12 protein-coding genes and 1 other RNA gene are annotated in these 13,490 nt (G+C 46.2%); 1 reads left to right on the top strand and 12 read right to left on the bottom strand.

Features of this window, described 5'->3' with window-relative positions; translation table 11 throughout:
* Window positions 1-91 precede the first annotated feature (91 nt).
* The gene (locus BN1546_RS20545) at window positions 92-1,312 is read left to right on the top strand and encodes an aminotransferase-like domain-containing protein (protein ID WP_013372127.1); all 1,221 of its coding nucleotides are present in this window, start codon (window positions 92-94) and stop codon (window positions 1,310-1,312) included.
* A gap of 286 nt (window positions 1,313-1,598) precedes the next feature.
* Here the strand turns inward: BN1546_RS20545 and rnpB are convergent.
* From rnpB to BN1546_RS20485, 12 genes are all read right to left on the bottom strand, one after another.
* An RNA gene (rnpB, locus tag BN1546_RS20540) (RNase P RNA component class A) lies at window positions 1,599-1,997 on the bottom strand.
* A 79-nt stretch (window positions 1,998-2,076) separates the two neighbouring features.
* Window positions 2,077-2,643 carry a flavin reductase family protein gene (locus BN1546_RS20535; protein ID WP_058711716.1) on the bottom strand — a complete coding sequence of 189 codons (567 nt, stop codon included), beginning with the start codon at window positions 2,641-2,643 and terminating at the stop codon, window positions 2,077-2,079.
* A 62-nt stretch (window positions 2,644-2,705) separates the two neighbouring features.
* On the bottom strand, window positions 2,706-3,821 hold the full coding sequence (locus BN1546_RS20530; protein ID WP_090738730.1) for a Nif3-like dinuclear metal center hexameric protein: 1,116 nt from the start codon (window positions 3,819-3,821) through the stop codon (window positions 2,706-2,708).
* Window positions 3,797-4,558 (bottom strand): tRNA (adenine(22)-N(1))-methyltransferase, encoded by a 762-nt coding sequence (locus BN1546_RS20525; protein WP_090738729.1) that lies wholly within the window; start codon window positions 4,556-4,558, stop codon window positions 3,797-3,799. Before BN1546_RS20525 ends, BN1546_RS20530 begins: the two co-directional genes overlap by 25 nt.
* Window positions 4,555-5,394: a hypothetical protein gene (locus tag BN1546_RS20520; RefSeq protein ID WP_090738728.1), complete on the bottom strand. Its 840-nt coding sequence runs from the start codon at window positions 5,392-5,394 to the stop codon at window positions 4,555-4,557. The genes BN1546_RS20525 and BN1546_RS20520 overlap by 4 nt, the downstream gene beginning before the upstream one ends.
* Before the next feature lie 87 nt (window positions 5,395-5,481).
* A complete protein-coding gene (gene rpoD, locus BN1546_RS20515; protein WP_007431230.1) occupies window positions 5,482-6,615 on the bottom strand; it encodes an RNA polymerase sigma factor RpoD in 1,134 nt (377 codons plus the stop codon).
* A gap of 42 nt (window positions 6,616-6,657) precedes the next feature.
* Entirely contained in the window at window positions 6,658-8,532 is a 1,875-nt protein-coding gene (dnaG, locus tag BN1546_RS20510; RefSeq protein WP_016324556.1) for a DNA primase, read from the bottom strand.
* A complete protein-coding gene (locus BN1546_RS20505) occupies window positions 8,525-9,001 on the bottom strand; it encodes a YaiI/YqxD family protein (protein WP_090738727.1) in 477 nt (158 codons plus the stop codon). Before BN1546_RS20505 ends, dnaG begins: the two co-directional genes overlap by 8 nt.
* A gap of 122 nt (window positions 9,002-9,123) precedes the next feature.
* The gene (glyS, locus tag BN1546_RS20500) at window positions 9,124-11,199 is read right to left on the bottom strand and encodes a glycine--tRNA ligase subunit beta (protein WP_025679643.1); all 2,076 of its coding nucleotides are present in this window, start codon (window positions 11,197-11,199) and stop codon (window positions 9,124-9,126) included.
* Window positions 11,192-12,079, bottom strand: coding sequence for a glycine--tRNA ligase subunit alpha (gene glyQ / locus BN1546_RS20495; RefSeq protein ID WP_013372135.1), 888 nt, complete (start codon window positions 12,077-12,079; stop codon window positions 11,192-11,194). The genes glyS and glyQ overlap by 8 nt, the downstream gene beginning before the upstream one ends.
* 403 nt (window positions 12,080-12,482) lie before the next feature.
* Complete coding sequence (gene recO / locus BN1546_RS20490; RefSeq protein WP_016324557.1) at window positions 12,483-13,235, bottom strand: DNA repair protein RecO; 753 nt, start codon at window positions 13,233-13,235, stop codon at window positions 12,483-12,485.
* A gap of 42 nt (window positions 13,236-13,277) precedes the next feature.
* Window positions 13,278-13,415 carry a YqzL family protein gene (locus tag BN1546_RS20485; protein ID WP_080658633.1) on the bottom strand — a complete coding sequence of 46 codons (138 nt, stop codon included), beginning with the start codon at window positions 13,413-13,415 and terminating at the stop codon, window positions 13,278-13,280.
* Window positions 13,416-13,490: the final 75 nt, after the last annotated feature.

The following is a 13,490-nucleotide window of genomic DNA, read 5'->3' as shown; positions in this document are numbered from 1 at the left end:
CTGTTACATTTAGACGTTTACTGTTATACTTCATTATCGATATAATACAACAAATTTCTTAGCACAGTATAGAACACAGGAGATGATTGGATTGGAATACAAATTTTCGGGTATGGCTCGTACTCAGGGCTCGTCCATGGTAAGGGACATTTTGAAGCTGACACAGGGAACAGATGTTTTATCTCTCGCAGGTGGCCTTCCGGCCGATGCCTTCTTTCCCGTCGAAGCGGTTGCTAAAGCCTATGAGCGGGTATTCCGCCTCGGCGGTACTACCGCACTTCAATACGGCCTAACCGAGGGATACATTCCTCTACGGGAACGTCTGGCAGCAATCATGTCATCCCAAGGCATCTCCGTCACCAGAGATAACATCCTCATGACAACAGGCTCGCAGCAGACCATTGATCTAGTTTCACGTGTGTTGCTTGATCCGCAGGATACAGTATTGGTGGAGTCCCCTACTTATTTGGCAGCTCTTCAGGTATTCAATTCCTATGGCGCTAACATTGTAAGTGTAAATACAGACGCTAACGGTATGCAATTAGATGATCTTGAGGCCAAGATCAAACAGCATCAGCCAAAATTCGTGTATGTCATCCCTACCTTCTCCAACCCAGCAGGAAGTGTATGGAGTATGGAACGCAGAACAGGCGTTGTTGAGCTATGCCGTAAATACGGAACTTTGATTTTCGAAGACGATCCTTACGGACGGCTCAAATTTGATGAAAACCTTAACTTCCCATCCCTATTTTCTATTGATCAACAGCTAGGTGGCGATGGTCATGTAATGTACACTTCTACATTCTCTAAAACTGTCGCTCCAGGTGTTCGCTCTGGATGGTTGGTAGCCGATCAAGCCATCGTCGTTAAGACCGCAAATGCCAAACAATCTGCCGATCTGCACTCCAGCAGTATTGACCAGCGTGCTTTGAATGAGCTGTTGGACTTCTTTGATTTGGAGGGACATATACGTACGGTGTCCGCTGAGTATCACACTCGGATGTTGCGTCTTACATCGTTAATGAGAGAACGTCAATGGGAAGGAATCACTTGGAATGATGCACTTGGTGGCATGTTTATGTGGGTTACCTTACCTGAAGGCTTCCGTTCTGATCAGTTGCTGCAACTCGCGATTCAGGAAGGGGTCGCATTTGTCCCTGGACAAGTCTTCTATGCTGACTTAAGCGGCAGTAACCATATGCGAATCAACTTCACGCATACCGATCCTGCCTTGCTTCCAAAAGCAGTTGACCGATTGGATCGGGCACTGAAGCTGTATATGGAGAAAAATGTGGTAAAAAGCGTACGTTAATCTCCAGCTTCAAATGCACGCTACGCTGACTACATGCCTCGTCCTTGCACGTTTTTGCGTCAGGAGAGTGTAAATACAATAAAGCCCCCATTGACTATGTTGGGGGCTTCATTCCATAGATATAGCGGACTGCGTAATCCGGCTGCAAATTAAAAAGGGTGCTTCATGATTCCCACAGGAATATGAAGCACCCTTTTTAATGTAATAAATACATTTGGATTAAAATTTTCTCATGCAAACAGGTCATTAACAAAAAATAAATTCATACATTTTAAGGTGTTGCAGTGGGGAAAGTTTTCCGTAAGCCGGGTTCTGTGCTATTCGTGGTACAGACGGGAACTACCCTCCCACTAAAAGCGACAATCATCTATCTAGGCCGAACATTGCTATCCAGCTCCAGCGACCAACCTAGACACGCCTCGGGCTAAGGCTGCTTCGCGAAGAAGCTGTGTCCCTTTAGGTCTTGCTCCAGATGGGGTTTACCAGGAACGAAGTCACCAGCGTTCCTCGGGGTCTCTTACACCTCGGTTCCATCCTTGCCTGTGCCGCAAGCGGCCATCGGCGGTCCATTTCTGTGGCACTATCCTTCAACTCGCGCTGACTGGACGTTATCCAGCATCCTGCCCTATGGAGCCCGGACTTTCCTCTCGTGGCTTATGCCACCAGCGATTGTCTGTCAAACTTTCCGAACAACATTACATAGTATACAGGGAACACGTGCATGATACAACCCTGAAAATATTGTAAATTATAGAGTTCTCTCTTTACTTGCTCAAATAAAAAGGATGTACCTTTCTCTGTAATGAATTATCTGCCACGTAATAAGCGGACCTTCCCACGTATAACGGAATTGAAAGCTTACTAAAATCAGGAACGTCCTCATCGAGGAATAGTTCATCATCCCGGTAGGTCTGCAGTATTTCACCGACGATCCAATCATGATCTCCATAGGTATGAATATCCACGACTTTACACTCATAAGCGAGATACGCTTCCAGCAATATAGGCACATCCACTGAAATTCCGTCCTCATATGCAATCCCAAACTGCTGAAATTTATCTACATCTTTACCACTAAAGGTACCTACAGCCTGAATCCATTCCGATCTGTGCGCAGGCAAAAACTGAACACCAAAGCCTCCGCTTTTCTTAATCAGTCCGTAAGAATACGTTTCCTTCCTCAATGAAATGCCATACATGCCCGGTGATGATCCGATATATGTATGCCAGCCTGAGGCCATGACATTATTTACTCCCTCATAGCGGGAAGTAACAACTGCAACCATCCCTGGATAGGCATGAATCACAGAATCGGCTATCAACTTTCGCATACAACCTCTCCCTACGAAAAAATGCAATAGTTCTCCTTTATTTTCTCATAGATGTGAAGGTTTTACAAAAATTGAAAAGGCTCGGTGTTCACTTCAGATACATATACTTCCGTTGAGTATCGATCTTCGGCCAAGCGTCTACGCATCCAATCTGCGGTTTTAGGCTTCATAATCTTTTCTGCGTTATGTCCAGGGTCAATAATAGCAATGCCTGCCATCAGGGCATCGTGAGCCGTGTGATAGTCGATATCCCCCGTCACTAATACGTCAGCGCCTTTAAAAAGCGACTTATTCACATAACGGCTGCCAGAGCCCCCAAGCACGGCTGCTTTTTTGATCATACGGTCCAAGTCACCCACCACACGTACATACTCAACGTTGAGACCTTTTTTCACAACATCTACAAACTCCCGTAACGTGCGGGCTTCCTTGAGCTTGCCTACTCGTCCCAAACCAAAGGTACGGCCTTTCAAATCCATAGGGTACAGGTCATAAGCCACCTCTTCATAAGGATGAGCCTTCAGCATCGCTTGGACAACTTTATTGCGTACACCCTGCGGTACAATGGTCTCAATACGAACCTCTTCACTACGTTCCATTTTACCTGGCTCACCCAAAAACGGCTGTGTACCTTCACCTGGTACAAAAGTTCCATAACCATCAATGTTAAAGCTACAATGGCTGTAGTTGCCGATATGTCCAGCTCCCGCATTCAGTACGGCATCAAGTACACGTTGATGATGTGTTTTGGGTACGAAAACGACAAGCTTGAATAATTGCTCGGTGTGAACATCCTCCAGCGTACCTTCACTTTGAATCCCCAGTGCTTCTGCCATCCAATCATTCATGCCGTCCTCAGCCGTATCTAGATTCGTATGACTGATGTAGACAGCAATATCATTCTTGATCAGCTTTTCATACAATCTGCCTGCAGGCTGGTCCGTGTTCAAAGCTTTAAGTGGGCGGAATATAATCGCATGATGCGCAATAATGAGATCAGCTTTTATGCGGATCGCTTCTTCAACAACCTCATCATTGACATCCAGGGCTACTAAAATGCTTTTTATTTCCTTTTGCAGACTACCCAGTTGAAGCCCAATTCTATCGTCTGGAACTGCCAAGTATTTCGGAGCCAATTGCTCCATGTAGCTAATTACTGTCTGTCCTTTGGCAAACATGCAAGTACCTCCTCCAGCTGTTCAATTTGCTTGCGCAATTGCTCCTGCTTATGCTGCGCAGATTCCTGATCTGACCGAGCCACTTGTGCCAGCACATCCTGAAGCTTGCGAATCTCCAATTGCCATTTCGAAAAAAAGATTTCATTTGGTGCTTTGACCAATAACGGTCCAAGTTGTATCAGCAAATCCTCTGTCAGTACCAGCGAACTACCAGAAAGTTCCCATGGCCGATACAGGTCATCCTGTTTCAGTGAACTTTCTGAAGCAGGTACTGCCGTCAGCACTTCATATATTTTACCATCTTCTTCCATAATATGTTCATTTGTTAATACCCATTGATGCTTGATTAGCCAGCGCCTTAAAATATCCTCGCCCACGTTGGGCTGTAAAACAAGCTGTTTCACTGAAACAAGCTTGTCTTTTCCTTGCTCCAAAATAGAAGCGATCAAGGCTCCGCCCATACCCGCTATCGTAATAATATCTACCTCATTGGCCTTGATTACAGCCAAGCCGTCCCCTTTTCTAACCGCAATGCGATCTGTAAGACCTGCTTCAGCCACCTGCTTTTGAGCCGCACGCAATGGTCCATCGTTGACCTCACCCGCTACAGCTTGCGATACTCTGCCGGAGCGCACTGCAGCCACAGGGAGTAGTCCGTGATCCGAGCCAATATCAGCCAGTCTGCTACCGGCAGGAATTTGTTCCAAAATATATTGTAATCGCTGAGAAAGTTTCATGACGTCACCCACGTAATCCATTTTTTTCGAGTCCAAAATAAAATTCCTACAACAAAAGCCAACTTCAATATGCTAAAAAAAATCACTTCCCCTGCTGCTTGATGGCGCAGGACGATCGTGTCTGCTTCCGCCATAAACATTAGGGTCAGGCCTATAGCAAAATAAACCAACGCGAAACGTGGAAAGCGGCGATGTACCCACCAGCTTAACCCAATCAACAATACTGCGTGTAAAATCCAAAATACCTCAAGCATCGCTAAAGTAGCTGTAGGCCAATAGCGGCCTATAAGGACCGCATACACTAAAAGCAGCCCAGCAAGACCACAGTAATGAAGCAAGCTGATGCGCAAAGTTAATCCCACAAGACACCATATCAAACCGCATAGACCCACCAGCACTAAAAACCAAACCTTAGCTTCACCTTGGTGAAGCTGAATGATCCAGACACCTGAACCCAGCATAATTGCACTGCCTAAAGTGCTCAACATTGCACTCATACTCTTTTCGGAAGACCGCCAAACCGCGGCCATCCCATAGCAAATCGCAGTAACTGCACTTGCCGAGCATATTTGCATTGCTAACGGAAAAGCGGTAAAATAAAAACCGATCAAACAAATGCAGGAAATAATGACAAAACCAAGAAGCCAGGCGATCCCATGCCCATGTCGAAGATATGTAAGCAGCCCGGTGTTGTTACGATTCTGGCTTTGTGCCGGATTTTCATCTTCCCGATACAGGTTGGACAGAAAATCGCAATATTGCTCAGGGAGCAGCCGACTTTGCCGCCAATGCTCAATTTCATGTAACAGTATTGTCCGTTTTTTCTCCTGGTCCAAGCTTCTTCCCCTCCACCAAGGCTGCCATGAGATAAAAAAAGACCTTCTGCGCGCTTCAAGCCGCAGAAGGTCCGCAATGTTACGCTTCTATTCGAGGAAATCCTTCAGTCGCTTACTGCGGCTTGGATGGCGCAACTTACGCAGCGCTTTGGCCTCAATCTGACGAATACGTTCACGTGTAACACCGAACACTTTACCCACTTCTTCAAGAGTTCTGGTTCTTCCGTCGTCCAAACCAAAACGGAGACGCAAAACATTCTCTTCCCGTTCGGTCAACGTATCCAGTACATCCTCGAGTTGTTCCTTCAGAAGCTCATAGGCAGCTGCATCTGCAGGCGCCAATGCTTCCTGATCCTCAATGAAATCCCCTAGATGTGAGTCATCCTCTTCACCAATTGGTGTTTCCAATGAAACCGGTTCTTGGGCAATTTTCATAATTTCCCGTACTTTTTCCACGCTTAGCTCCATCTCGGCAGCCACTTCTTCCGGCGTAGGTTCACGCCCCAGCTCTTGCAACAGTTGACGCGATACGCGAATCAGCTTGTTGATCGTTTCCACCATATGCACTGGAATACGGATCGTTCTCGCCTGATCGGCAATTGCGCGCGTAATCGCCTGACGAATCCACCAGGTTGCGTACGTACTGAATTTAAAGCCTTTTTCGTAATCAAATTTTTCTACTGCCTTAATCAAACCCATATTACCTTCTTGAATTAGATCCAGGAAAAGCATGCCGCGACCAACATAACGTTTGGCAATACTTACAACCAGACGCAAGTTTGCTTCAGCCAACCGACGCTTAGCTTCTTCATCGCCGTTATTGATCCGTTTGGCAAGCTCCACCTCATCATCAGCAGAAAGCAGCGGTACACGACCAATTTCCTTCAAGTACATCCGGACCGGGTCATTAATTTTAATACCGGGAGGCAGGCTCAGATCGTCATCGAAATTAAAATCATCCCCGTCATTGTTTTCCGGGTCGTCATTTTGACGCAATCTGGTAACTTCTTCGTCGTTATCATTCACAACCTCAATCCCCAAGTCACCCAGCTGCTCATAAAACTCATCCATTTGCTCGGGGTCCTGATCAAACGGCGACAGTTTTTCCATGATATCTTTGTAGTTCAGAGAGGAACTTTTTTTACCCAACTCAATCAGTTGATCTTTAACCTGATCCAGTGTTAATTCCGTCTCCAGTTCAGTATGCTGATCATTCGCCATCTTTCGACTCCCTCCTCCTAGAAACATCCGACCTCTGTGTGTTCATTGTCTCTCTAGGGCTATAATCTCGCTTGCAATTTGTGCTGCACGCAAAAAATCACCTGAGCGCTCAGCGGTTCTCATTTCTTCCCTCTTCAAATCCAGTTGCTCCTGCAATGGAAATTTTCGCACTTGACGAATATAATCATCCAAAATGTGCGGTGCCCATACGCCTGGAGCATCCATCATCATGATCGAACTTACGTTCTTCTCCAGTCGGTCGTCTTGCAAAGACGAAATAAAACGGCTTGTATCCGGTAACTTCCCTTGCGCGTAATAGGCATATAGATAAGCAGCAATTGCTGCATGATCCTCAATATTAAAGGCGTCCCCCAGATGCTTTTCTACATACTCTGCAGCTTCTAAATCCTGCATCATCCAGTGAAGCAGCCTGCGTTCAGCCACATGGTAAGCCGGCAACAGATTGGGCGTAGAGACCTGCCCTTTTTTATGCCTACCATTATTCCACCCATTTTCGTTATTATCCCCAAAGTTCTGTTTTTTTTGCAGGGATTGACGGAGTAAATTGCATTCTTGCTTTAAGGTTTCAAAATCCACCTTGACTTCGGCAGATACTTCGCGCAGATACACTTCCCGCTCAGTCGGGGATGACAGAGGTGCAATGACATTTAATGCTTCGCGGGAATACGCAATTCTTCCTTCTTCCTCTTGCAGTATATGGTTTTTTTTCAGATATATAAGCTTAAATTTCACCGTTGAAACAGCACTTTCGATAATTTGGCGCTGGAAACGTTCAGCGCCGTATTGCCGGATAAAATCATCCGGGTCCATACCATCGCTGACCAACGCTACTTTTACGTGAAGTCCCGCATTTTCCAACAGCGGAAAATTTTTAAGCGCTGCCGCTTGTCCTGCCCGGTCACCATCATAACAAATAATAACCTCGTCGCACAGTCCCTTTAACATCGTAGCATGATGCTCCGTTAGAGCAGTCCCCATGGCAGCCACTCCATTTTGTACGCCAGCTTCCCATGCCGAGATGACATCGCCATAGCCTTCAAAAAGAACACTTTGACGAAGCTTGCGAATTGAGGTCTTAGCATGATGGAGATTGTACAGCGTTCGGCTTTTGTTAAATAGCTTGGTCTCCGGCGAGTTCAAATACTTCGGCTGCCCCTCGCCAAGTATACGGCCTGCAAAGGCAATAACTTTTCCGTTTCGATTCCAAATGGGAAACATGATACGATCTCTGAATCGATCTACATATCCATCACCCTCATGTCGGGGAGAAATGAGTCCTCCCTTTTCCATCTCGACAGGATCAAAAGAACGCTTCTCTAGAAACTGAACGATCGTATCCCATCGGTTGGGTGCATAGCCAATTTGGAATTGGTCAATGATCTTGTCACTGAATCCCCGTGAACGCAAATATTCCATGGCTGGTTTGCCGTGCTCCGTATTTTTAAGCAAAAAATGGTACATCTTAGAAGTTAGTTCATACGCTTGCAACAGCCTGTCCAACTCAGGATGCTGATGCGATGAATCACGTCCCTGCCATTCGCCGAGCGGAATATGACTTTCTTCTGCCATTGTCCTGACAGCTTCGGGAAAGGATAGTCCTTCGATTTCCATCATAAACTTGATGGCATTGCCTCCCGCGCCGCAGCCGTAGCAGTAAAAAATCTGACGATCCGGTGTCACGGTGAATGAAGGGGTTTTTTCGGAATGAAAAGGACAGAGGCCTTTCATATATTTCCCCTGTTTGGTCAAATGCACGTACTTGCTTACCGTATCTACAATATCATGATGTTGTAAAACTGACTCGATGATATCGTCCGGTATGTTACCTTGTCCGGCACTCATATTAACCACCTTCATCTCTTTAGCACGTAAATATAATTCGATACCGTTACTCATTCTCCTGCAAGCAAAGTAAAAGTTTTGTCAGTTTATGTTGAAAAACTTCACGATCCTCTAATGTAAACGGTTTAGGACCTTTTCCATAACGTCCTTTTTTCCGTTCTTTGGCAGAAGTGTGGCGTCGGTCCAGCATGAAGTCTATCGAATCGTTTCGATAAATCGTTCCGCGAAAAGACATCACTTCACAACCTTTTGCCAAGGCGAGTGCAGCAAGACCATAATCGTTGGTTGTTACAATATCTCCGCGACGGATATGATTGGCAATATAGAGATCGGCACTCTGGTCGCTTCGGTCTACTTTAACAACGCTTACGCCTTTGCTACCCTGAATGAGATGATCATACGAAGATACCATAATAACGTCAATATGAAAACGGGAAGCTGTCTCTGCAATTTCACTTTTAACAGGACAAGCGTCCCCGTCAACAACGATCCGTACATCCGGGAAATTTCCGGACCCTCCCATGAGCATCCCCCATCTCGTATCCGCATTCGAGTAAAATACGGAACGGCTGCAAGATCACTCTTACACCGTTCCGTATATTTATACCCATTTTTTCAAGTTGTTCATACTACCACAACCGACGTTTAAACTACAAGCTTGGAAAAATCAGCAAAACGCTTCAATTCTGAGTCAATAGCAGCCAGCAATGCCAAACGATTATTACGTACAGCATCATCCTCAGCCATAACCATAACGGAGTCAAAGAACGCCGTCACCGCAGGAGTAATGGATGAAGCAAGCGCCAATGCTTGTGTCGCATCACCTTCCTGTAAGGCTGTACAATAAGACTCATAGGCGCCATACCATGCTTCGTATAGGTTTTTCTCGCCCTGTTCCGTAAATTCACCCGTATTCACTGACTTGTGAACTGCTTTAGCAGCCAAATTACCTACGCGATTAAAAGACTCAACTGTTGCCTTGAAGACATCACCCGTTTGTACAGCAGTCATTAATGCAGCCCCGCGGTTAACCACAGAAGCAACATCGTCATATCCAGCTGAAAGCACAGCATCTACAACGTCATAACGAAGTGTCTCGGACAATAGTTTCTTCACGCGTAATCCGAAAAACTCATGTAATTCTTTACGTATTTCATCTGCGGAACGTTTCATATTTCCAAAGTTGCTGTGCACATCAAGCGCGATATTGAACACATCAGACAACGTAGCCGAAAGCTTACGATCCAACAGGATCTGCACGATACCTGCTGCCTGGCGACGAAGCGCGTAAGGGTCCTGTGAACCTGTCGGAATAATACCGATGGAGAAGCAGCCTGTAATGGTATCTATCTTGTCTGCGATACTTACAATCGCTCCAGCGTTCGTTGAAGGAACCGTTTCTCCTGCGAATCGCGGCTGGTAATGCTCAAACACCGCTCTTGCCACTTCTTCCTTCTCTCCAGCCTTACGGGCATAATCCTCGCCCATAACCCCTTGCAATTCCGGAAACTCATAGACCATTTGTGTTACAAGGTCAAATTTACAAATATCTGCTGCTCGGCTAACCGATTCCTGTGTATCTGGGGAAACACGTAGCTTCTCTGCCAGAGCATCAGCAATGCGGCGAATTCGACGCACTTTGTCTCCAACTGTTCCCAGTTCTTCGTGGAAAACGATACTTTCCAGCTTGGAGAGGGCATCCTTAATTTCCAGCTTCTGATCTTCTTCATAGAAGAATTTGGCATCAGACAACCGCGCGCGCAATACTTTTTCGTTTCCTTTTGCAATGACTTCCAGCGATTGACTGCCACCATTACGTACCGTAACAAAGTATGGCAGCAGCTTTCCTGTGCGATCCAGCACTGGGAAATAGCGTTGGTGTTCACGCATGGAAGTAATCAGTACATCCTTCGGAATGTTCAAGAACGCAGGGTCAAAGCCACCGAACAGTACTGTTGGAGTTTCCACCAAATACAGCACTTCTTCCAGCAAATCATCCTTGACCGCAATCGTCCAATCTTTTTCGGCTGCAAGTGCTTCAATCTGCTTCACAATAAGCGACTGACGTTCTTCAATGTCGACAATGACATGCTGCTTGCGAAGTACTTCAACATAGTCCGCTGGACTTTCTACAACGGCCTCCTGTCCAAGGAAGCGATGTCCTCTTGTCACATTCCCTGACTGTACGCCAGCAATCTCCAAATTAACAATATCGCTACCAAACAAGGCTACCAACCAGCGGATTGGACGAACAAATTTAAAATCATAACTTGCCCAGCGCATAAATTTAGGGAATGTCATGGCATGTAAAATGTGTAGTAACCCTTCGGACAGCACATCTGCCGTTGGTACACCTATGCTGCTCTTGGTCGCGTAAATATATTCCACGCCTCCAAGTTCTTTGAACGTGAACTGTTCAGGATCAACACCTTGGCTACGGGCAAAGCCTAGAGCAGCCTTACTCCAGTTACCGGCTTCATCAAGTGCGATTTTGCGGGAAGGTCCTTTAACTTCTTCGTTAATATCTTCCTGCTTCTCCGCTACTTCCTTAACAAGTACCGCCAAACGACGAGGTGTAGCATAAGCCTCTACAGCACTGTAAGCAATACGCGAGCTGTCCAGCCACGCCGTCATACGTTCCTTCAACTGCTGAATCGCATTTGGGATAAAACGTGCAGGCACTTCTTCCAGCCCGATCTCAAACAATAGATCCTTAGACATTTGCCGCACCTCCTTTCTTCAACAGCGGGAAGCCCAGCTTCTCGCGCTCCTCCAGATAGGTCGCAGCGACCTGGCGCGCCAAATTACGCACTCGTATAATAAAACCTGTCCGTTCCGTTACACTGATGGCTCCGCGAGCGTCCAGCAAGTTGAACGTGTGAGAGCATTTCAGCACATAATCATAGGCTGGAAATACAAGATGCTGCGCCATCGCTTTATTCGCCTCTTCTTCATACATGTTAAAAAGAGTAAATAGCATTTTGACATCAGATACTTCGAACGTATATTTGGAATGCTCAAATTCTGGTTGGTGGAAAACATCACCGTACGAGATTCCATTAACCCATTCCAAATCAAACACATTTTCTTTGTCCTGGATGTAGGAAGCAAGACGCTCCATACCGTACGTAATTTCAACCGCAACCGGACTGGCATCAATACCGCCCACTTGCTGGAAGTACGTGAATTGGGTAATTTCCATACCGTCCAGCCATACTTCCCAACCTAATCCCCAGGCTCCCAGCGTCGGAGCTTCCCAGTTGTCTTCAACAAAACGAATATCATGCTCCAGTGGGTTAATGCCCAAACGGCTCAAACTCTCCAGATACAACTCCTGAATGTTATCAGGTGAAGGCTTCAAAACCACTTGAAACTGATGATGCTGATACAGGCGATTCGGGTTCTCACCATAACGTCCGTCAGACGGACGGCGAGAAGGCTCAACGTAAGCTACGTTCCACGGCTCAGGTCCAATTGAACGTAAATACGTCATCGGGTTCATCGTGCCTGCCCCTTTTTCCGTATCATAAGGCTGTACAATAATACAGTTGTGTTCAGACCAAAATTGTTGCAGCGTTAAAATCATCTGCTGAAAATTCATGGGCACACGCTTCCTTTCCAATTCCCTAAAATGTTGGTGATTTCTAATCCTTAAACTCATATGTACAGGGCTAATTTATTCCATAAGCCTTGCTAGAGACAGCAAAAAGCCCCCGCCTCTACGCCTGTACAGACGTAGGGACGAGAGCTAACTCCCGCGGTTCCACCCTACTTGATTGCGACCCTACATCACCAGTCAGATCGTAATCCTCTTTTCCGTGTCCATTCAGACGCTCCCGAGTGCCATGTTCACGAACAATTCCCGCCGGGCTTACACCATCCCCAACTCGCTAACTACAGAGAATACGTCTCGTTACTTTCTCGTTCAATGCATCTGCTCCCAAAGGAGATATATAGTAGGATATTACACGTTTTCAGTGATACAGTCAAGAGAACACCACATTTCACATGTCGTACTTGTCAAGCTGATCCAGGAAATTACGGGATTTCAGCTTGACCTCCAACTGCATATCCATGAACTGACGCATGACATGTTTGATCTCCAGCTTGGTGGAGTCCTTCACGTCGATATTGCCGAGTCGATTCAAATCTATTTGGGCGAACAAGCGCAGCAACTTCAATGTACGCGGAGCAACACTTAACGCAGCCGGATCAAAATGCTTGTAACCCCGACACAAAACCCCACCTAACCTCGGACTGATAAACATATCCTCATCAGCACATTGTTGACCGCTTGAAATACAAGCATCAAGCTGAGGTGCATATCCGGCCGCCTGCAATATTTTAAATTCATAAATACTCATGACGATCAGCGGATCTTTGCCACTCTCCAGTGCCTCCAAGCAGGCTTTAAGCTGCTTAAACCAAAATGCACCTGTTTCCTCATCCTGTAATACCCGATCGAGCAATTCACAAGCATAGGAAGCGTAAGCAGCCTTTGTAATATCCTCGCGCAGTGTATGGTGGGATTGGATAATTTCACCGGCATTCAACGTGCCTAAGCCAGTGTTGCGAAAAAAAACAAATTCACCGTACGTAAACGGCTGCGTTAAAGCGGCATGACGGCTTTTGGATTTTTTCGCGCCTCTGACTAGCACACCTACTTTGCCTCCGCTTTCGGTGCAAAGCGTAATAATTTTGTTCCCCTCACCGTAATCCATGCTGCGGATGACGATTCCTTCCATCCTGTAAAGCATGCTTCTTCCCCCAAACATTCGCGAAGAAGCCAGTGGTTCGCACTATTCACGGGCTTCTTCATGCTCGTCCGACTCTCCTTCATCCGTGTCTTGCTCCCTTGTCATGGCGCTCTCCCTATATAACAGATACGCACCGACATCTCCAGTCATCGCAAAATACTTCCACGAAAAATCTCGCAATCGTATTCATCCTTTCTTCGGAAATGACGTCTGCATCTCAAAAATAGGATGATGCGAAGAGAGGGGAAGTATGCG

Origin of the sequence: Paenibacillus sp. Mc5Re-14 (assembly GCF_001049835.1) — a bacterium.
Classification (GTDB): domain Bacteria; phylum Bacillota; class Bacilli; order Paenibacillales; family Paenibacillaceae; genus Paenibacillus; species Paenibacillus polymyxa_C.
Note: the sequence above shows the minus strand (reverse complement) of the source record. Positions and strands in the feature narration are given on the sequence as shown.

Excerpts from the sequence above, each read along its gene's own strand:
- BN1546_RS20535 (WP_058711716.1), bottom strand. The coding sequence starts at position 2,643 with ATGCGAAAGTTGATAGCCGATTCTGTGATTCATGCCTATCCAGGGATG.
- BN1546_RS20530 (WP_090738730.1), bottom strand. The coding sequence starts at position 3,821 with ATGTTTGCCAAAGGACAGACAGTAATTAGCTACATGGAGCAATTGGCT.
- BN1546_RS20525 (WP_090738729.1), bottom strand. The coding sequence starts at position 4,558 with ATGAAACTTTCTCAGCGATTACAATATATTTTGGAACAAATTCCTGCC.
- rpoD (WP_007431230.1), bottom strand. The coding sequence starts at position 6,615 with ATGGCGAATGATCAGCATACTGAACTGGAGACGGAATTAACACTGGAT.
- dnaG (WP_016324556.1), bottom strand. The coding sequence starts at position 8,532 with ATGAGTAACGGTATCGAATTATATTTACGTGCTAAAGAGATGAAGGTG.
- BN1546_RS20505 (WP_090738727.1), bottom strand. The coding sequence starts at position 9,001 with ATGGGAGGGTCCGGAAATTTCCCGGATGTACGGATCGTTGTTGACGGG.
- glyS (WP_025679643.1), bottom strand. The coding sequence starts at position 11,199 with ATGTCTAAGGATCTATTGTTTGAGATCGGGCTGGAAGAAGTGCCTGCA.
- glyQ (WP_013372135.1), bottom strand. The coding sequence starts at position 12,079 with ATGAATTTTCAGCAGATGATTTTAACGCTGCAACAATTTTGGTCTGAA.
- recO (WP_016324557.1), bottom strand. The coding sequence starts at position 13,235 with ATGCTTTACAGGATGGAAGGAATCGTCATCCGCAGCATGGATTACGGT.